This window comes from Agromyces sp. GXS1127, from assembly GCF_050565425.1.
Classification (GTDB): Bacteria; Actinomycetota; Actinomycetes; order Actinomycetales; family Microbacteriaceae; genus Agromyces.
In genome coordinates this window covers 375,274-394,548 of sequence record NZ_JBOCIG010000004.1, presented here as the reverse complement: position 1 = coordinate 394,548, position 19,275 = coordinate 375,274, and the positions used below count along the sequence as shown (strand labels likewise).

Here is a 19,275-nt window from a genome sequence, read left to right as displayed (position 1 = left end):
GGGTTCGTGACCGGATCGCCTCCCACGGCACTCCGGCCGCAGCACCCGAGTCCTCGATCGCTCCGCGGCCTCGCGGACGCGTTCGGATTCGAGGTGCGCGGCGGGATCGACGACCTCGACGTGACCGGCGTCGCGATCGCGTCGGGCGCGGTGCACGGCGGCGACCTGTACGTCGGCGTCCCGGGCCGCAACGCGCACGGCGCCGACTACGCCGCGCAGGCGGCGGCGAACGGCGCCGTGGCCCTGCTGACGGATGCCGCGGGCGCGGAGCGCGCGGGCGACGCGGGCCTGCCCGTGCTCGTGACCCCCGATGCGAGGGCCGCCCTCGGCGAGGTCGCGGCATGGATCCACCGCACCGCCGAGAACCCTGCGACCCTGTTCGGCGTCACCGGCACCAACGGCAAGACGAGCGTCGTCTACCTCCTGTACGCGATCCTCCGACAGCTCGGCGTCGTCGCCGGGCTCACCTCGACCGCGGAGCGGCGGATCGGCGACGAGGCCGTGACGAGCTCGCTCACGACCCCCGAGGCGAGCGAGCTCCATGCGCTGCTCGCTCGCATGCGCGAGGTCGAGGTCCGTGCCGTGGGCATCGAGGTCTCCGCCCAGGCGCTCACTCGTCACCGCGTCGACGGCATCGTGTTCGACGTCGTCGGCTTCACGAACCTCTCCCACGACCACCTCGACGACTACGCGTCGATGCCCGACTACTTCGACGCCAAGCGGGAGCTGTTCACGCCCGAGCGGGCCAGGCGCGGCGTGGTGACCGTCGACTCCGAATGGGGCGAGCGTCTCGTCGCGGAGTCTCGCATTCCGGTCGCGACGCTCGCCACCGAGCCGGGCGTCGACGCCGACTGGCACCTCGAGGTGCTCGAGGAGACGCCGACCCGCACGAGCTTCCGGCTCGACGCGCCCGACGGGCGTTCGATCGAGACGGCCATCCCGCTCATCGGCCGGTACAACGCCGCGAACGCGGCGCTCGCGATCGTCATGCTCGTCGAGGCGGGCCATGACGTCGACCTGATCGCCGCGGCCGTCGCCGAGCACGGGATCGACGCCTACATCCCCGGACGCACCGAGCGCGTGTCCGGCGACCGCGGGCCCGTCGTGTACATCGACTACGGGCACACGCCGGACGCGTTCGCCCAGGCGCTCGAGGCGATCCGTCGGACGACCGACGGGCGCGTCGTGATGGTGTTCGGCGCCGACGGCGACCGCGACACCACGAAGCGCGCCGACATGGGCGCGATCGCCGCGCGCGGCGCCGACGTGCTGGTCGTCACCGACTTCCACCCCCGCTGGGAGGATCCGGCGGCCATCCGTGCCGCCCTCATCGCCGGAGCCCGGGCCGCCGTCCCGGATCGCGAGATCCACGAGATCGCCGACCAGCGTGCCGCCTTCCGGCACGCGCTCGCCCTGGCGGGCGAGGGCGACGCGATCCTGTACGCCGGCCCCGGACACGAGGACTATCAGGAGGTCGCGGGAGTGAAGCATCCGTACTCGGCCAGGGACGACGCCCGGCTCGCACTGCAGGAAGCGGGGTGGCTCGGATGATCGCCCTGACCATGGCGGAGATCGCCGCGGCGACCTCCGGGAGATTCGAGCCCGGCGAGACGGGGGCCACGCCCGACACCGTCGTCACGGGCGCCGTGACGACCGACTCGCGCGAGGTCGAGCCGGGCGGCGTCTTCGTCGCCAAGCCCGGCGAGTTCGACGACGGGCACCGGTTCGCACCCGCGGCGGTCGAGCAGGGGGCGGTGCTCCTCATCGTCGAGCACGTGCTCGACCTGCCCGTCGCGCAGATCGTGGTGGACGACTCCGTCGACGCCCTCGGCGCCCTCGCGACCGAGGTCGTCGCGCGCGTGCGCGCGTTCGGCCGGCTGAAGATCGTGGGGGTCACGGGCTCGAACGGCAAGACCACCACCAAGAACCTGCTGCGCACCGTGCTCGAGCAGGTCGGGCCGACGGTCGCCGCGCGCAAGAGCTACAACAACGAGGTCGGCGCGCCGACGACCATGCTCGAGCTGACCGACGAGACCGAGTTCCTGGTCGCCGAGATGGGGGCGTCGGGCGTCGGCGAGATCGCGCGCCTGATCCGGATGGCGCGGCCCGACGTGGGCATCGTGCTGAAGGTCGGCCTGGCGCACGCCGGCGAGTTCGGCGGCATCGAGAAGACCGTCCAGGCGAAGTCCGAGATGGTCACCGACCTGCTCCCGACGGACGTCGCGGTGCTGAACGCCGACGACCCGCGGGTCGTCCCGATGGCCGATCGCACGGCTGCCCGTGTCGTGTGGTTCGGGCTCGGCGATCGCGCCGACGTCCGGGCGACGGACATCGTCGTGCACCCGCAGGGCACCGAGTTCACGATCACCGTGCCCGGCGGGGAGTCCGCCCGCGTGCGGTTCGCGGTGCTCGGCGAACACCACGTCATGAACGCGCTGGCCGCGACATCCGCCGCCCTCGAACTCGGCGTGCCGCTGCCGACGATCGTGGCCGGACTCGAGCGCGTCACCCTCGCCGAGCAGTGGCGCATGCAGGTCATGGGCGGGCGCGACGGCATCACGGTCATCAACGACGCGTACAACGCCAGCCCCGACTCGATGGCGGCCGCGCTGAAGACGCTCGCGCAGGTCAAGCGGCCCGACGCGCGGACGATCGCGGTGCTCGGCGAGATGAGCGAGCTCGGCGAGTTCTCCGGCGAGGAGCACGACCGCATCGGGCTGCTCGCCGTCCGGCTCGGGATCTCGCAGCTCGTCGTCGTGGGCGAGAACGCCAGGCGCCTGCACATCACGGCGATCAACGAGGGGTCGTGGGATGGCGAGTCGGCGTACGTCGAGTCGGCGGACGAGGCGTTCGACCTCGTGACGGCGTCGGCTCGTCCGGGCGACACCGTGCTCGTGAAATCGTCGAACTCGGCGGGCCTCCGCCACCTCGGCGACCGACTGGGAGAATGGTTCGCGTGAGAGCACTTCTGACCGCCGGAGCCCTGTCGCTCTCGTTCACCCTGTTCCTGACGCCGCTCTTCATCCGGCTGTTCACGCGACTCGGGTGGGGCCAGTTCATCCGCGACGACGGTCCGAAGACCCATCACGTCAAGCGCGGCACGCCCACGATGGGCGGCATCATCTTCATCCTCGGCACCCTGTTCGGGTACTTCGTCGCGACGACGCTCGTGGGGGACGGGCCGACGGCATCCGGGCTCCTCGTGCTGTTCATGATGGTCGGCCTCGGCGTCGTCGGATTCCTCGACGACTTCCTGAAGACGCGCAAGAAGCAGAGCCTCGGGCTCGGCGGCTGGGCGAAGATCGCCGGCCAGACGATCGTCGCGGCCCTGTTCGCGCTGCTCGCGCTCCAGTTCCCGAACGCCGAGGGCGCGACGCCGGCCTCGACCAAGATCTCCTTCATCCGCGACCTGCCACTCGACTTCATGGTGCTCGGCACCGTGGTCGGCATCATCGCGTACGTCGTCTGGATCGTGCTCATCACGGCAGCGGCGTCGAACGGCGTGAACGTCACCGACGGACTCGACGGCCTCGCCTCGGGTGCGTCGATCCTCGCCATCGGATCGTTCATCATCATCGGCTTCTGGCAGTTCAACCAGTCGCGGTTCAGCGAGAACCTGAACCCCAGCGACCTGTACCGCAGCTACGACGTGCGCGACCCGCTCGACCTCGCGATCGTGGCCACCGCGATCGTCGGGGCCGTGGTCGGGTTCCTGTGGTGGAACACCAATCCGGCGCACATCTACATGGGCGACACGGGCTCGCTCGCGCTCGGCGGCGCGCTCGCGGCGCTCGCGGTGACGAGCCAGACCGAGCTGCTGCTGCTCATCATCGGCGGCCTGTTCGTCATCGAGGCCGGTTCGGTGATCGTGCAGCGCGCGTACTTCAAGGTCACGGGCGGCAAGCGCATCTTCCTGATGAGCCCCATCCACCACCACTTCGAGCTCAAGGGGTGGGCCGAGGTCACGATCGTGGTCCGGTTCTGGATCATCGGCGGCCTCTTCGTCGCCGCGGGCGTCGGCGCCTTCTACTTCGAGTGGCTGCAGCGGTGACGGATGCCGCGGCCGGCGCCGCACGCCTGGACGGGCTGACCAGCTGGCACTCCGAGGGGTGGCAGGGCCTGCGCGTCGCCGTCCTCGGCCTCGGGGTCACCGGCTTCGCCGTTGCCGACACGCTCGCCGAGCTCGGCTCCCGGGTGACCGTCTACGCGGCGGCGCCCGACGACGAGCGGGCCCGAATCCTCGACGTCATCGGGGTCGGCTTCGTCGTGCATCCGCTCGATCGGGTGCCCGACGAGCTCGCGACATCCGCCCCCGACCTGGTCGTCGTCTCGCCCGGCTTCCGGCCCGAGCACCCGATGCTCCGCTGGGCCGCCGAGGCCGGCGTGCCGGTCTGGGGCGACATCGAGCTCGCGTGGCGCGTCCGCGACAAGGTCACCACGTCCGAGTGGATGCTCGTCACCGGCACCAACGGCAAGACCACGACCGTGCAGCTGGCGGCGACGCTCATCGCCGGCGGCGGAGCTCGCGTCGCGCCGTGCGGCAACATCGGCGTGCCCGTGCTCGACGCCGTGCGCGATCCGATCGGCTACGACGTGCTCGTCGTGGAGCTCTCGAGCTTCCAGCTGCACCACCTGCCCACGACCGGCCCCGGAGCGGTGCACCCAGTCGCGAGCGTCTGCCTCAACCTCGCCGACGACCACTACGACTGGCACGGCTCGCCCGAGGCGTATCGCGACGCCAAGGCCAAGGTGTACGCGAACACGAAGGTCGCGTGCGTCTACAACCGCGCCGACGAGGCGACGCGGTCGATGGTCGAGGAGGCCGAGGTCGAGGAGGGCGCCCGGGCGATCGGCTTCGGCCTGGACACGCCCGGCCCGAGCGACTTCGGCGTCGTCGACGGCATCCTGTGCGACCGGGCCTTCCTCGAGGACCGCCGGACGGCCGCACTCGAGCTCACGACGCTCGAGGAGCTGGAGCCGCTCGGCCTCGCCGTCCCGCACGTCGTCGCCAACATCCTCGCGGCCTCGGCGCTGGCGAGGTCGATCGACGTGCCGGTGGCCGCGATCCACGACGCGCTCGCGGGCTTCCACCTCGACGCGCACCGGATCCAGACGGTCGCGACGTCCGGCGGCGTCCGCTGGATCGACGACTCGAAGGCGACGAACCCGCACGCGGCCGAGGCGTCGCTGCGGGCATTCAGCCCCGTGGTGTGGATCGTCGGCGGCCTGCTCAAGGGCGTCGACGCCGACGACCTCGTGGCGCGGCACGTCGCGCGCCTGCGCGCGGCGGTGGTCATCGGCCTCGAGCGCACCGAGCTCGTCGAGGCGTTCCGCCGACACGCGCCCGGACTGCCCCTCTTCGAGGTCGTCGCGGATGACACTGAGAGCGTGATGCCCGACGCGGTCGCCCTCGCGGCCTCGGTCGCAGAGGAGGGGGACACCGTGCTCCTCGCGCCCGCGGCGGCATCCATGGACCAGTTCGCGGACTACGCCGACCGCGGCCGGCGCTTCCACGACGCCGTCCGCGATCGGCTCGGAGGGGAGGGGCATGACCAGCCCGCCTCGGACGACCCGGCCGGCTGAGCGGACCGAACCGACCGGGCTTGCGGCCCGGATCCGACTCGGCGCGTTCCGCCCGGAGTCCAAGGACTACTTCCTGCTGCTCGGCACGGTGCTCTTCCTCGTCGTGCTCGGCCTCGTGATGGTGCTCTCGTCGTCGCAGGTCGAGTCCGCGCTCGCGAACGACGGCGACTTCATGTCGCGTGCCGCGCAGCAGGCGACGTACGCCCTGATCGGCGTCCCGGTCATGCTGCTCGCCAGCCGCATGCCGGAGCGGTTCTGGATGCGCATCGCCTGGCTCGCGCTCGGCGTCTCGTGCGTGCTGCAGCTGCTCGTCGTGGCGACCCCGCTCGGCGTCGAGGTCGGGGGGAACACGAACTGGCTGAACCTCGGACCCGTGCAGTTCCAGCCGTCCGAGCTGATCAAGGTCGCGCTCGTGCTCTGGCTCGGGCTCATCGTCACGAAGAAGCAGGATCATCTGGGCGACTTCGGCACCGGGATCCTGCCGATCCTGCTCGTCGGCGGCGCGGCGATCGGGCTGGTGCTGCTCGGCGGCGACCTCGGCACGGTCATGGTGATGGCCGCGATGCTCCTCGGCACCCTGTTCCTCATCGGCGTCCCGCTGCGGCTGCTCGCGGTGCCCGTGCTCTTCGGCGCGACGGCGTTCGCGCTGGTGGCGGTCTCCAGCGAGAGCCGGATGCGCCGGATCAGCGCGTTCCTCGAGGAGGACTGCGCGAAGTACAACCTCGGCGACTGCTGGCAGATCCAGCACGGCACCTTCGCGATGGCGAACGGCGGGATCTTCGGCGTGGGGCTCGGCAACTCCGCGGCCAAGTGGTCGTGGCTGCCCGCGGCCGACAACGACTTCATCTTCGCCATCATCGGCGAGGAACTCGGACTGATCGGCGCGGTGGTCGTGATCGGGCTGTTCGTCGTGCTCGCGATCGCCCTCGCGCGGGTCATGCGATCGGCGACGACGCCGTTCGGGCGCACGGTCTCCGCGGCCGTGCTCGTCTGGGTCGTCGGCCAGGCGTGTGTCAATATCGGTGTCGTGCTCGGCGTCTTTCCCGTCCTCGGTGTCCCGCTGCCGCTCGTCTCGGCCGGCGGCACCGCCCTGCTCACGACGCTCTTCGCGATCGGCGTGGTGCTCTCGGTCGCGCGCGACCCCGGCGCGCCGGCGCGCGCCGCGGCGAGGGCATCGGCGCGTCGCACGTCGAACGCGACCCGCACGCGATGACGACGTACCTGCTCGCCGGCGGCGGCACCGCCGGTCACGTGAACCCCCTGCTCGCCGTGGCCGACCGCATCCGCGAGCGCGATCCCGAAGCGGTCGTGCTCGTGCTCGGCACCGCGGAGGGGCTCGAATCGCGGCTCGTCCCGGCTCGCGGCTACGAATTGCTGACGATCGAGAAGGTGCCGTTCCCGCGGCGGCCGAACGGAGCGGCGCTGCGGTTCCCGTCGCGCTTCCGGCGGTCGATCGCCGACGTGCGCGAGATGATCGCCGCTCGCGGCGTCGACGTCGTGGTCGGGTTCGGCGGCTACGTCGCGACGCCCGCGTACCTCGCGGCACGCGGCGCCGGCATCCCCGTCGTCATCCACGAGGCGAACGCCCGGCCGGGTCTCGCCAACCGCCTGGGCGCACGGTTCGCGGCGCGGGTGGGCGTCGCCTTCGAGGGCACCCCGCTCCCGCGCGCCGAGGTGGTCGGGATGCCGCTGCGGCGCGAGATCGAGACCCTCGACCGAGCCGGTCGCCGCGCCGAGGCCGCCGAATCGTTCGGCCTCGACCCGACGCGACCGGTGCTGCTCGTCACGGGAGGCTCGCTCGGCGCGCGCCGCATCAACCGCACGACGGTCGACAGCGCCGAGTCACTGACGGCCACCGGCTGGCAGGTGCTGCACGTGACCGGGGCGAAGTCCGAGGTCTCCGACCCCGGCCTCGCCGACTACCGCATGGTCGAGTACGCCGACCGCATGGACCTCGCTCTCGCGATCGCCGATGCCGCGGTCTCCCGCGCGGGCGCCGCCACGGTGAGCGAGCTCTCGGCGCTCGGGATTCCGGCCGTCTACGTCCCCTACCCCGTCGGCAACGGCGAGCAGCGCTTCAACGCGGCGGGGGTCGTCGGCACCGGGGGAGGGATCCTCGTGGACGACGCCGACTTCCTGCCGGCCTGGGTCGCGCACGAGCTCGTTCCCCTGCTCGCCGACCGGGACCGCCTCGACCGGATGGCGCGGGCCGCGGCATCCGTCGGCGCCCTCGACGGCACCGACCGCATGATCGCGCTCGTCGACGGCGCGCTGCGCCCCGACGGCGGCTCCGCCGCCGCGGGCGCGTAACGTTGAACCGACCGAACCCCTCTCCAGGAAGCATCGCGACACCGTGACGATCAAGCCCGACCCCTCCATCGAGATCCCCGCCGACCTCGGCGCCGTGCACTTCGTCGGCATCGGCGGCTCGGGCATGAGCGGCATCGCGCGCCTCGCACTCGGCGCGGGCCACCGTGTCACCGGCTCCGACGCCCGCGACTCCGCGAACGTCCAGGCGCTGCGCGACCTCGGCGCGACGATCGCGATCGGCCACTCGGCCGAGAACCTGCCCGACGACGTCGACACCGTCGTGGTGACCGGCGCGCTCTGGCAGGACAACCCGGAGTACCAGCTCGCGCTGGAGCGCGGGTTGCCGGTGCTGCACCGGTCGCAGGCGCTCGCGTCCGTGATCTCCGGGCAGCGCCTCGTGTCGGTCGCCGGCGCCCACGGCAAGACCACCTCGACCGGCATGATCATCACCGGGCTGCTCGCGCTCGGCGAGGACCCGAGCTTCGTCAACGGCGGGGTCATCGAGGAGCTCGGGGTCAGCGCGGCATCCGGCTCGGGGGAGCTGTTCGTCGTCGAGGCCGACGAGTCCGACGGCTCCTTCCTGCTCTACGACACGTCGGTCGCGCTCATCACGAACGTCGACCCCGACCACCTCGACCACTACGGCTCGCTCGACGCATTCGAGCAGGCGTTCGTCGACTTCGCCGACCGCGCGAACGAGTTCGTCGTCATCTCGTCCGACGACGCCGGTGCGACGCGGGTGCGCGAGCGGCTCTCGCACGAGCGAGTGCTCACCTTCGGCGAGGCCGCGGATGCCACGGTGCGCGTGCACTCGATCGAGACCGACGGTCCCGTCTCGTTCGCCGTCGACCACGCGGGCGAGACGTACCGCGCGACGCTGCGCATCCCGGGCCGGCACAACGCGATCAACGCCGCGGGGGCGTTCGCGGTGCTCGTCGGACTCGGCTTCGACCCGGCCGCCTCGCTCGACGGCATCGCGCGCTTCGCGGGCACCGGTCGGCGGTTCGAGCTGCACGGCGTGGTCGACGGCGTCAGCGTGTACGACGACTACGCGCACCATCCGACCGAGGTCGCCGCGGCGCTCTCCGCGGCGCGCACGGTCGTCGGCGACGGCCGCATCATCGCCGTCCACCAGCCGCACCTGTACAGCCGGACCCGGCTCTTCGCGAAGGAGTTCGCCGAGGTGCTCGAGCGCTACGCGGACGAGACCGTCGTGCTCGACGTCTACGGCGCTCGCGAGGACCCGGAGCCCGGCGTGACCGGCGCGCTCGTCAGCGAGCGCTTCGAGCACCCCGAGCGGGTCGCGTTCATCGCCGACTGGCAGGCGGCCGCGGACCACACGGCGTCCATCGCGCGACCCGGGGACTTCGTCATCACCCTCGGCTGCGGCGACGTCTACCGGATCGTCCCGCAACTGCTCGGGTCCCTCGAGCGCGGACGCGACGCCTGATCGGGCCCACGTGAAGCGGCCGCAGGGATTCGACGGGGCCGGCGCCTCGCGGGCGCGGCCGGCGCCCGCCGACCGTTCCGCGCCCGCGTCCGCGTCCGTGCCCGCATCGACCGCGTCGCGGTCGCCGGGATCGGTCGCCACGACGACCCGAGCCGAGCGGCCGAGGCACGGCGAGGTGCCGGATCGGCCGGCGGCGGACCGGGACCGGAACGTGACCGAGCCGATCCGGTTGCCGGTCGACGGCATCCGGGAGGACGGCGGCCCGACCGGAGCCGGCCCGCGGGCCGGTGATGCCGATCCCGCGACGCGACGCGACGAGCGCGCGGCACGCCGCGCGCTCGCGGCCGCCGAGCGTTCGCGACGTCGATACGAGCGGCAGGAGGTGCGACGGTTCACCAAGCGCAGTCGCCTGCGCCGCGCCACCTGGATCGCGGTGCTGGCCTCCGTGGTCGGCCTCGCGGCGGCCGCCGTCGCGATCGCCTACTCGCCGCTCATGGCACTCCGCGAGGTCCGCGTCGAGGGCACCGCGCGGATCGACGCCGCCGAGGTCGAGGCCGCCTTCGGCGACCGGGTCGGCACGCCGCTGCCGCTGATCGCCCCGGACGAGGTGCAGCGCGCGCTCTCGGAGTTCCCCCTCATCGAGACGTACTCGACCGAGACGGTCCCGCCGGGCACGCTCGTGGTCCGCATCGTGGAGCGCACGCCGGTCGGCGTCCTCGACCGGTCGGGCGGGCTCGTCTCCGTCGATGCGGCCGGCGTCGTCGTCGAACGCCTCGGCGCGCAGCCCGACGACCTCCCGCTGATCGAGGTCGAGGGCGGCGTCGACGAGCCCGCGTTCCGCGCCGCCGGCCTCGCGCTCCGGAGCCTCCCTGCGGAGCTGCGTGCCGCGATCGCGTCCGCGTCCGCGGAGTCGGCCGACGACGTCCGCTTCGTCCTCGACAGCGGTGCGACCGTGATCTGGGGCAGCGCCGACGACGCGGCGCTGAAGACGTCGGTGCTGCAGGACCTCATGGCGGCGGTGCCGCCCGAGCAGGTCGACCGTTACGACGTCTCGGCGCCGCTCAATCCGGTCACCGGCTGATCCGACGGGCCGGATCGCGACACGCCGGAGACGCCGTGCGGGCCGACGCCGCGAGCCGCCTACCTTCGACTCAGGAATTGCATACTCGGCAAAACTTTAACCTTCGAGTAGAGGTTCAGGGTTCAGAGTTCGCAGAGAGGGCCGGACATGTCGACAAACCAGAACTACCTCGCCGTCATCAAGGTGGTCGGCATCGGCGGTGGCGGCGTCAACGCCGTCAACCGCATGATCGAGCTCGGCCTACGCGGCGTCGAGTTCATCGCGATCAACACCGACGCCCAGGCGCTGCTGATGTCGGACGCCGACGTCAAGCTCGACGTCGGCCGCGACCTGACGCGCGGCCTCGGCGCGGGCGCCGACCCCGAAGTCGGTCGCCGTGCAGCGGAGGACCACGCGGAGGAGATCGAGGAAGCGCTCGCGGGCGCCGACATGGTCTTCGTCACGGCGGGCGAGGGCGGCGGCACCGGTACGGGCGGAGCGCCCGTCGTCGCGCGCATCGCCAAGTCGATCGGTGCGCTCACGATCGGTGTGGTGACGAAGCCGTTCAGCTTCGAGGGCAAGCGTCGCCAGACGCAGGCCGAGCAGGGCGTCGCACGCCTGAAGGAGGAGGTCGACACCCTCATCGTGGTGCCGAACGACCGCCTCCTCGAGATCAGCGATCGCGGCATCTCGATGCTCGAGGCGTTCGCCACGGCCGACCAGGTCCTCCTGGCCGGTGTCCAGGGGATCACGGACCTCATCACGACCCCGGGCCTGATCAACCTCGACTTCGCCGACGTGAAGTCGGTCATGCAGGGAGCAGGGTCCGCGCTCATGGGCATCGGCTCGTCGCGCGGCGCGGACCGGGCCATCAAGGCCGCGGAACTCGCCGTCGCGAGTCCGCTGCTGGAGGCCTCGATCGACGGGGCGCACGGCGTGCTGCTGTCGATCCAGGGCGGCTCGAACCTCGGCATCTTCGAGATCAACGATGCGGCGCGCCTCGTGCAGGAGGCCGTCCACCCCGAGGCGAACATCATCTTCGGCGCGGTCATCGACGACACCCTCGGCGACGAGGTGCGGGTGACCGTCATCGCCGCCGGGTTCGACGGCGGCGACCCGACGCCGAGGCCGGCCGAGGTCCGCCAGCCGAGTGCGGCGGTGCCGGCGGCGGTGGGGGCGGGAGCCGGGGTCGTCGGCGGCGCGACCGGCAGCGGCCTCGGCGGCGACGCCGTCGAGGGCATCACCGAGATCGACATCGAGGAGCTCGTCGAGACCGCGAACTGGGGAGAGGCCAGCACGACTGCCGACCAGATCGTGTCCGACCCCGCGTTCGGCGACGACTCGGACGACCTCGACATCCCCGACTTCCTGAAGTGACGGCTCACGTGCGGCGGCGTCGTCCGACCCGTTCGGACGACGCCGCGTGAGCGGGCTCGCCGAGCGCCTGGAGGCGGTCCGCGGCGGCGTCGCGGACGCAGCCCGCCTCGCGGGCCGCGACCCGGCGGAGGTCACCACGATCGTCGTCACGAAGTTCCACCCCGAATCGCTCATCCGCGACCTGGCGGGTCACGGGGTCCGCGACATCGGCGAGAACCGGCACCAGGAGGCGCAGGCCAAGGCCCGCGCGCTGGCGGACCTCGACCTCACGTGGCACTTCATCGGCCAGTTGCAGAGCAAGAAGGCCCGGCAGGTGCGCTCGTACGCCTCGGTGATCCACTCGATCGACCGCGACTCGCTCGTCGAGGCGCTCCGCTCCGACGAGGCCGAGGTCGACGGCTTCATCCAGGTCAACCTGACCGACGATCCGGGTCGCGGCGGAGTCGCCCCCGACGCGCTCGACCCCATGGTCGAGCGCGTACTCGGCACGCCGGGCATCCGGCTGCTCGGCCTCATGGCCGTCGCTCCCCTCGACGAGCCCGCGCGCGCCGCGTTCGCACGCGTCCGCGAGCTGTCCGAGCGCATCCGCGCCGTCGCTCCGGAGGCGACCGCGCTGTCCATGGGCATGTCCCACGACTACGCCGACGCGATCCTCGAGGGTGCGACACACCTTCGCATCGGCACCGCAATCACGGGGAACCGGCCGGCCTGAGGCTAGCCTCGAAACACGGAACCACTGACGGAGGCAGCGATGTCGAACCCGCTCAAGAAGACCATGGTCTACCTGGGACTCGCCGACGAGGAGCTCGAACCCGAGCCCGCCCCGGCGGCCGCCGCTCCCGCGCCGGTCGTGCACGCCGCGCCCACGCCGGCTCCCAAGGGCGGGGCCCCCGTCACACCGCTCCGAAAGCACCACGTGCAACCGACACCACCGCAGGCGGAGATGAACGAGATCCTCACGGTGCACCCGCGCCAGTACCGAGACGCCCAGGTGATCGCCGAGTCCTTCCGCGAGGGCGTGCCGGTCATCATCAACCTCTCGCAGATGTCGGACGCCGACGCGCGCCGGCTCATCGACTTCGCCAGCGGCCTCTCGCAGGGTCTCTACGGCAAGATCGAGCGCGTGACGAGCAAGGTCTTCCTGCTCTCGCCGGCGCATGTCGTCGTCTCGGGCGAGGCGGGCGAGGTCGACGGCGACGTGGACGCCTCGTTCTTCACCCACGCGTAGACTCCCGGACGTGAGCGCACTCGCCGTCGTCTGGAACCTCGTCTACACCCTCCTCCTCATCTACTTCTTCGTGATGTGGGCGCGGTTCGTGCTCGACCTGGTGCGGACGTTCAACCGGTCGTGGCGCCCTCGAGGCGTCGTGCTCGTGCTCGTCGAGGCCGTCTACACGGTCACGGATCCGCTCGTGCGGTTCTTCCGTCGACTGATCCCGCCGATCCGCCTCGGGCAGGTCGCGCTGGACCTCGGATGGAGCGTGGCGATGCTCGTGGTGATCATCGCCATGACCGTCGTGTCGTGGCTCGCCGCGGGCGCTGCCGCGGCGGCGTGAACCCGAGCGCGGACGGGGCGCGCCGTGCAGCCGGCGCACTGCCTCACGCAGGTTCTCTTTGCTACCGTTAGCTGAACGTGATCGACAGTTCGACAGATTCGAGGGATGGGAAGCCATGGCGCTAACTCCGGAAGATGTGGTCAACAAGCGCTTCCAGGCGACGAAGTTCCGGGAGGGCTACGACCAGGACGAGGTCGACGACTTCCTCGATGAGGTGGTCGTCGAACTGCGCCGGCTGAACCAGGAGAACGAGGAGCTGCGCCAGCGTCTGAACGCCGCCGAGTCCCGGGCCGCTGAGGGAGCCGGAGCCGCCGCGGCCGCACCGGCGCCGACGTACGCGGAGCCCGTCACGTCCGCTCCGACGGTCGCGGTACCGACCCAGACCGCGGTGCCGCAGTCCGAGATCGACGAGCAGACGAGTACCACCAACCTGCTGCAGCTGGCCCGTCGCCTCCACGAGGAGCACGTGCGGGAGGGCGTCGAGAAGCGCGACGCGCTCATCGCCGAGGGGCACGCGACCGCCGCGCGCATCGTCGCCGAGGCCGAGGCCAAGCAGCGCGCCCAGATGGGCATCCTCGACCAGGAGCGCGTCGCACTCGAGAAGCGCGTCGACGAGCTCCGCGTGTTCGAGCGCGACTACCGCGCCAAGCTGAAGAGCTACATCGAGGGCCAGCTGCGCGACCTCGACACGGCGCAGCCGGTCCAGGTCGGCGGCGCCGGCTTCGGAGGCCAGACCGTGTCCGGCGAGCAGCCCGCGCCGACCTTCCAGGGCTTTGGCGGCTGAGCGGCGGGCCAGGCTCGGCGTCACCGCACTGCTGATCCTGGTCGGCGTCGCGCTCACGGTCTACGCCGTCGACCAGGTCAGCAAGCACTTCGTCGTGACCACCCTCGCCGAGGGCGAGACGGTCCAGGTGCTCGGCGACGTGCTGCACTGGCAGTTCGTCCGGAACCCGGGCGCCGCCTTCTCGTTCGCGAGCGGCATGACGTGGGTCTTCACGATCCTGGCCGCGGGTGTGATCACCTTCATCATCTGGTTCGCCCGACGCATCCGCTCGGTCGCCTGGGCGCTCGTGTTCGGCCTCCTCCTCGGCGGCGTGCTCGGCAACCTCACCGACCGCCTGTTCCGCGAGCCGGGCTTCGGCATCGGGCACGTGATCGACTTCATCTCGACGCCGTGGATGCTCCCGGCCATCTACAACGTCGCCGACATCGCGATCGTGTCGAGCATGATCCTGTTCATGATCCTCACGATCCGCGGCATCGGCCTCGACGGGTCGCGACCCGTCCGCGAGGGCGAGGCCGCGGAGGCGCCGCGCCCGGACGGCGAGCCCCGGCGCACGGCGCGAGGCGGCGGGGCGCCCGCCGAGCTGGCGCACGAGTCCTGACGTGGAGCACCGCGCGCTGCCCGTTCCCGACGGGCTGGAGGGCGTCCGCGTGGACGCGGGGCTGGCGAAGCTCCTCGGCTTCTCGCGCACGCAGGCCGCCGAGATCGCCGAGTCCGGTGGGGCGAGCCTCGACGGGCGTCCGGTCGACAAGGCCGATCGGCTGCGGGCCGGGGCCTGGCTCGAGGTGAGCTGGGCGCCGCCCCGGACGCTCGAGGTGGTGCCGATGGCGGTGCCCGACCTCGGCATCGTGCACGACGACGAGCACCTCGTCGTCGTCGACAAGCCCGCCGGCGTCGCCGCGCACCCGTCGCTCGGGTGGGAGGGACCGACCGTGGTCGGCGCCCTCGCGGCATCCGGCTACCGCATCTCGACCTCCGGCGCGCCCGAGCGGCAGGGCGTCGTGCACCGCCTCGACGCGGGCACGAGCGGACTGATGGTCGTCGCGAAGTCGGAGTCGGCGTACACGGCGCTCAAGCGCGCGTTCCACGATCGCGAGGTCGAGAAGATCTACCACGCCGTGGTCCAGGGGCATCCCGACCCGCTCGCCGGGACGATCGACGCGCCGGTCGGGCGTCATCCCCGGTCCGAGTGGAAGTTCGCGGTCACGAGCGACGGCAAGCACGCGATCACCCACTACGAGACCATCGAGGCGTTCCCGTACGCGTCGCTGCTCGAGATCCACCTCGAGACCGGTCGGACCCACCAGATCCGCGTGCACATGTCCGCCCAGCGGCATCCGTGCGCCGGCGACGCCATGTACGGCGCCGACCCGACGCTGAGCGCCCGCCTCGGACTCACCCGGCAGTGGCTGCACGCGAAGGAGCTGTCGTTCGTGCACCCCGGCACCGGCGCCTGGTCGACGTACGAGTCGGCGTATCCGGCCGACCTCCAGCACGCGCTCGACGTGCTCGGCGGCGACTGAGCCAGCGGATGCCGCGCGCCCGGGGACCGTACGTCGCCGGGCCGCCCTACACTGTGAAGACCCCCCGACACGCCTCGCAGCACCACCGATGAGGAGCCCTGTGGCCGCCGATTCCTTCGTCCACCTGCACGTGCACTCCGAGTACTCGATGCTCGACGGGGCGGCCCGGGTCGGCGAGCTGATGAAGGCCGCCGCGGCCGAGGGCATGCCCGCCGTGGCGATGACCGACCACGGCAACGTCTTCGGCGCCTACGACTTCTGGAAGCAGGCGACGGATGCCGGCGTGAAGCCGATCATCGGCACCGAGGCCTACCTCACGCCCGGCACGCACCGCAGCGACAAGACGCGCGTGCGCTGGGGCAACGGCGGCGGCGACGACGTGTCGGGCTCCGGTGCGTACACGCACATGACCCTGCTTTCGGAGACCACCGAGGGCATGCACAACCTGTTCCGGCTCTCGAGCCGGGCGTCGATCGAGGGCTACTACTTCAAGCCCCGCATGGACCGCGAGCTGCTGCAGACGTACTCGAAGGGACTCATCGCCACGACGGGGTGCCCCTCGGGCGAGGTGCAGACCCGGCTGCGGCTCGGCCAGTACGACGAGGCGGTGCAGGCGGCCGCGGAGTTCCGCGACATCTTCGGCCGAGAGAACTACTTCGCCGAGATCATGGACCACGGCCTCGGCATCGAGAAGCGGATCATGGACGACCTGCTCCGCCTCGCGAAGCAGCTCGACCTGCCGCTCGTCGCGACGAACGACCTGCACTACACGCACGCGCACGACGCGAAGAGCCACGCGGCGCTGCTCTGCGTGCAGTCCGGATCGACCCTCGACGACCCGAACCGGTTCAAGTTCGACGCCGACGAGTTCTACCTGAAGTCCGCCGCCGAGATGCGGCACCTGTTCCGCGACCACCCCGAGGCGTGCGACAACACGCTGCTCATCGCCGAGCGCTGCGACGTGCAGTTCAACACGAGCGCCAACTACATGCCGCGCTACCCGGTGCCGGAGGGCGAGGACGAGCAGAGCTGGTTCGTCAAGGAGGTCGAGAAGGGCCTGCACGAGCGCTACCCGGGCGGCATCCCCGACGAGGTGCGACGCCAGGCCGACTACGAGGTCGGCGTCATCTCGCAGATGGGCTTCCCCGGCTACTTCCTGGTCGTCGCCGACTTCATCAACTGGTCGAAGGACAACGGCATCCGCGTCGGCCCCGGTCGAGGTTCCGGTGCGGGCTCGATGGCGGCGTACGCCATGCGGATCACCGACCTCGACCCGCTGCAGCACGGCCTGATCTTCGAGCGGTTCCTCAACCCCGACCGCGTCTCGATGCCCGACTTCGACGTCGACTTCGACGAGCGCCGGCGCGGCGAGGTCATCAAGTACGTCACGGACAAGTACGGCGACGAGCGCGTCGCGCAGATCGTCACGTACGGCACGATCAAGGCCAAGCAGGCGCTGAAGGACTCGAGCCGGGTCCTCGGCTTCCCGTTCGGAATGGGGGAGAAGCTCACCAAGGCGATGCCGCCGGCGGTCATGGGCAAGGACATCCCGCTCTCGGGAATCCTCGACAAGGACCACCCGCGCTACAAGGAGGCCGGCGACATCCGCGCCCTCATCGAGACGGACGCCGAGGCGAAGACGGTCTTCGAGACGGCCCTCGGGCTCGAGAACCTCAAGCGGCAGTGGGGAGTGCACGCGGCGGGCGTCATCATGTCGAGCGAGCCCCTGATCGACATCATCCCGATCATGAAGCGGGAACAGGACGGCCAGATCGTCACGCAGTTCGACTACCCCGCGTGCGAATCGCTCGGCCTGATCAAGATGGACTTCCTGGGGCTCAGGAACCTCACGATCATCGACGACGCGCTCGACAACATCGAGGCCAACCGCGGGTTCCGTCCGGTGCTGGAGGACCTCGCGCTCGACGACCCCGACGCGTACGCCCTGCTGTCGCGCGGCGACACGCTCGGGGTGTTCCAGCTCGACGGCGGGCCCATGCGGTCGCTCCTGCGGCAGATGAAGCCCGACAACTTCGAGGACATCTCGGCCGTCATCGCGCTCTACCGCCCCGGGCCGATGGGGGCGAACTCGCACATCAACTACGCGCTCCGCAAGAACGGCCTGCAGCCGATCACGCCGATCCACCCCGAGCTCGAGGAGCCGCTGCGCGACATCCTCGACACGAGCTACGGCCTGATCATCTACCAGGAGCAGGTCATGGCCATCGCGCAGCGGGTCGCGGGGTTCAGCCTCGGCCAGGCCGACATCCTGCGCCGCGCGATGGGCAAGAAGAAGAAGTCCGAGCTCGACAAGCAGTACGAGGGCTTCTCCGGCGGGATGAAGGCCAACGGCTACTCGGATGCCGCGATCAAGACCCTCTGGGACATCCTGCTGCCGTTCTCCGACTACGCGTTCAACAAGGCGCACTCGGCGGCGTACGGCGTGCTCAGCTACTGGACGGCGTACCTCAAGGCGCACTACCCGGCCGAGTACATGGCGGCCCTCCTCACGAGCGTCGGCGACGCGCGCGACAAGCTCGCGCTCTACCTCAACGAGTGCCGCCGCATGGGCATCAAGGTGCTGCCGCCCGACGTCAACGAGTCGATCGGCTTCTTCGCGGCCGTCGGCGACGACATCCGGTTCGGCCTCGGGGCGGTGCGGAACGTCGGCTTCAACGTGGTCGACGCGATCCGCGCGTCGCGCGACGCGAAGGGCCGCTTCGAGACGTTCCACGACTTCCTGAAGAAGGTGCCGACGCAGGTCGCGAACAAGCGCACGGTCGAGTCGCTCGTGAAGGCGGGCGCGTTCGACTCGCTCGGGCACACGCGGCGCGCGCTCGTCGAGATCCACGAGGGAGCCGTCGAGGCGGCCGTGAAGGAGAAGCGCGCGGAGGAGAACGGCGACGTCGGCTTCGACTTCGACAGCCTGTTCGAGGAGCACGAGAAGGAGGCGGCGCCCTCGCCCGTGCCCGACCGTCCCGAGTGGGCGAAGCGCGACAAGCTCGCGTTCGAGCGCGAGATGCTCGGGCTCTACGTCTCCGACCACCCGCTCGCCGGGCTCGAGGCGACGCTCGCGAAGCACGCCTCGACCACGATCACCGACCTGATGAGCTCGGATGGCACGCAGGACGGCGACGTCGCGACGATCGCCGGGCTCGTCACGAGCGTGCAGCACCGCGTGGCTCGGCAGTCGGGCAACCAGTACGGCATGATCCAGGTCGAGGACTTCTCGGGCGAGATCACCGTGATGTTCATGGGCAAGGCGTACCAGGAGTTCGCGCCGGCGCTGAAGGGCGACTCGATCGTCGTCGTCCGGGGCCGGGTCAGCATGCGCGACGACGGCATGAACCTGCACGCGTACAGCGTCTTCGAGCCCGAGGTCGGCCAGGACGACGGCACCGGTCCGGTCGTGATCTCCCTGCCCGACGTGCGGGCGACGACCGACACGATCACCGCGCTCGGCGACGTGCTGATCCGGCATCGCGGCGACACCGAGGTCCGGCTGAAGCTCACGAAGGGGCGCACCGCGCGCGTGTTCGAGCTGCCGTACCCGGTCGCGGTGAGCGCGGACTTCTACGGCGAGCTGAAGAGCCTGCTGGGTCCGAACTGCCTCGCGTGACGCGGCTCCCAGC

General features: G+C 71.2%; 16 protein-coding genes. All 16 read left to right on the top strand.

Going from position 1 to position 19,275, the window contains the following annotated elements:
• Window positions 1-6: 6 nt before the first annotated feature.
• The 16 genes from ACQ393_RS09830 (at window position 7) to dnaE (ending at window position 19,262) form a co-directional block, all read left to right on the top strand.
• Entirely contained in the window at window positions 7-1,551 is a 1,545-nt protein-coding gene (locus tag ACQ393_RS09830; protein WP_430646641.1) for a Mur ligase family protein, read from the top strand.
• Window positions 1,548-2,960: a UDP-N-acetylmuramoyl-tripeptide--D-alanyl-D-alanine ligase gene (locus tag ACQ393_RS09825; protein ID WP_430646640.1), complete on the top strand. Its 1,413-nt coding sequence runs from the start codon at window positions 1,548-1,550 to the stop codon at window positions 2,958-2,960. The genes ACQ393_RS09830 and ACQ393_RS09825 overlap by 4 nt, the downstream gene beginning before the upstream one ends.
• Window positions 2,957-4,051, top strand: a complete 1,095-nt coding sequence (gene mraY, locus ACQ393_RS09820; protein ID WP_430646638.1) for a phospho-N-acetylmuramoyl-pentapeptide-transferase — start codon at window positions 2,957-2,959, stop codon at window positions 4,049-4,051. The genes ACQ393_RS09825 and mraY overlap by 4 nt, the downstream gene beginning before the upstream one ends.
• Window positions 4,036-5,583, top strand: coding sequence for a UDP-N-acetylmuramoyl-L-alanine--D-glutamate ligase (gene murD, locus ACQ393_RS09815; RefSeq protein WP_430646637.1), 1,548 nt, complete (start codon window positions 4,036-4,038; stop codon window positions 5,581-5,583). The genes mraY and murD overlap by 16 nt, the downstream gene beginning before the upstream one ends.
• A complete protein-coding gene (ftsW, locus tag ACQ393_RS09810) occupies window positions 5,549-6,796 on the top strand; it encodes a putative lipid II flippase FtsW (protein ID WP_430646636.1) in 1,248 nt (415 codons plus the stop codon). The genes murD and ftsW overlap by 35 nt, the downstream gene beginning before the upstream one ends.
• Window positions 6,793-7,893 carry an undecaprenyldiphospho-muramoylpentapeptide beta-N-acetylglucosaminyltransferase gene (gene murG, locus ACQ393_RS09805; protein ID WP_430646635.1) on the top strand — a complete coding sequence of 367 codons (1,101 nt, stop codon included), beginning with the start codon at window positions 6,793-6,795 and terminating at the stop codon, window positions 7,891-7,893. Before ftsW ends, murG begins: the two co-directional genes overlap by 4 nt.
• A gap of 43 nt (window positions 7,894-7,936) precedes the next feature.
• Entirely contained in the window at window positions 7,937-9,343 is a 1,407-nt protein-coding gene (gene murC / locus ACQ393_RS09800) for a UDP-N-acetylmuramate--L-alanine ligase (RefSeq protein ID WP_430646634.1), read from the top strand.
• Window positions 9,344-9,554: 211 nt separating this feature from the next.
• Window positions 9,555-10,424 carry an FtsQ-type POTRA domain-containing protein gene (locus tag ACQ393_RS09795; RefSeq protein WP_430646633.1) on the top strand — a complete coding sequence of 290 codons (870 nt, stop codon included), beginning with the start codon at window positions 9,555-9,557 and terminating at the stop codon, window positions 10,422-10,424.
• 147 nt (window positions 10,425-10,571) lie between these two features.
• Window positions 10,572-11,780, top strand: a complete 1,209-nt coding sequence (gene ftsZ / locus ACQ393_RS09790) for a cell division protein FtsZ (RefSeq protein WP_430646632.1) — start codon at window positions 10,572-10,574, stop codon at window positions 11,778-11,780.
• Between the two features lie 46 nt (window positions 11,781-11,826).
• Window positions 11,827-12,492 carry a YggS family pyridoxal phosphate-dependent enzyme gene (locus tag ACQ393_RS09785; RefSeq protein WP_430646631.1) on the top strand — a complete coding sequence of 222 codons (666 nt, stop codon included), beginning with the start codon at window positions 11,827-11,829 and terminating at the stop codon, window positions 12,490-12,492.
• Window positions 12,493-12,531: 39 nt separating this feature from the next.
• Complete coding sequence (locus ACQ393_RS09780; RefSeq protein ID WP_430646630.1) at window positions 12,532-13,008, top strand: cell division protein SepF; 477 nt, start codon at window positions 12,532-12,534, stop codon at window positions 13,006-13,008.
• A 10-nt stretch (window positions 13,009-13,018) separates the two neighbouring features.
• The gene (locus ACQ393_RS09775; protein ID WP_166548517.1) at window positions 13,019-13,336 is read left to right on the top strand and encodes a YggT family protein; all 318 of its coding nucleotides are present in this window, start codon (window positions 13,019-13,021) and stop codon (window positions 13,334-13,336) included.
• A 115-nt stretch (window positions 13,337-13,451) separates the two neighbouring features.
• The gene (locus tag ACQ393_RS09770) at window positions 13,452-14,120 is read left to right on the top strand and encodes a DivIVA domain-containing protein (protein WP_430646629.1); all 669 of its coding nucleotides are present in this window, start codon (window positions 13,452-13,454) and stop codon (window positions 14,118-14,120) included.
• On the top strand, window positions 14,110-14,721 hold the full coding sequence (lspA, locus tag ACQ393_RS09765; protein WP_430646628.1) for a signal peptidase II: 612 nt from the start codon (window positions 14,110-14,112) through the stop codon (window positions 14,719-14,721). Before ACQ393_RS09770 ends, lspA begins: the two co-directional genes overlap by 11 nt.
• Window position 14,722: 1 nt before the next feature.
• Entirely contained in the window at window positions 14,723-15,643 is a 921-nt protein-coding gene (locus ACQ393_RS09760) for an RluA family pseudouridine synthase (protein ID WP_430646627.1), read from the top strand.
• 88 nt (window positions 15,644-15,731) lie between these two features.
• Window positions 15,732-19,262, top strand: a complete 3,531-nt coding sequence (dnaE, locus tag ACQ393_RS09755) for a DNA polymerase III subunit alpha (protein WP_430646626.1) — start codon at window positions 15,732-15,734, stop codon at window positions 19,260-19,262.
• Window positions 19,263-19,275: the final 13 nt, after the last annotated feature.

Bases quoted from the DNA above. Each gene is read 5' to 3' on its own strand.
- ACQ393_RS09825 (WP_430646640.1), top strand. From the start codon at position 1,548: ATGATCGCCCTGACCATGGCGGAGATCGCCGCGGCGACCTCCGGGAGA.
- ftsW (WP_430646636.1), top strand. From the start codon at position 5,549: ATGACCAGCCCGCCTCGGACGACCCGGCCGGCTGAGCGGACCGAACCG.
- murG (WP_430646635.1), top strand. From the start codon at position 6,793: ATGACGACGTACCTGCTCGCCGGCGGCGGCACCGCCGGTCACGTGAAC.
- ftsZ (WP_430646632.1), top strand. From the start codon at position 10,572: ATGTCGACAAACCAGAACTACCTCGCCGTCATCAAGGTGGTCGGCATC.
- ACQ393_RS09780 (WP_430646630.1), top strand. From the start codon at position 12,532: ATGTCGAACCCGCTCAAGAAGACCATGGTCTACCTGGGACTCGCCGAC.
- ACQ393_RS09770 (WP_430646629.1), top strand. From the start codon at position 13,452: ATGGCGCTAACTCCGGAAGATGTGGTCAACAAGCGCTTCCAGGCGACG.
- dnaE (WP_430646626.1), top strand. From the start codon at position 15,732: ATGAGGAGCCCTGTGGCCGCCGATTCCTTCGTCCACCTGCACGTGCAC.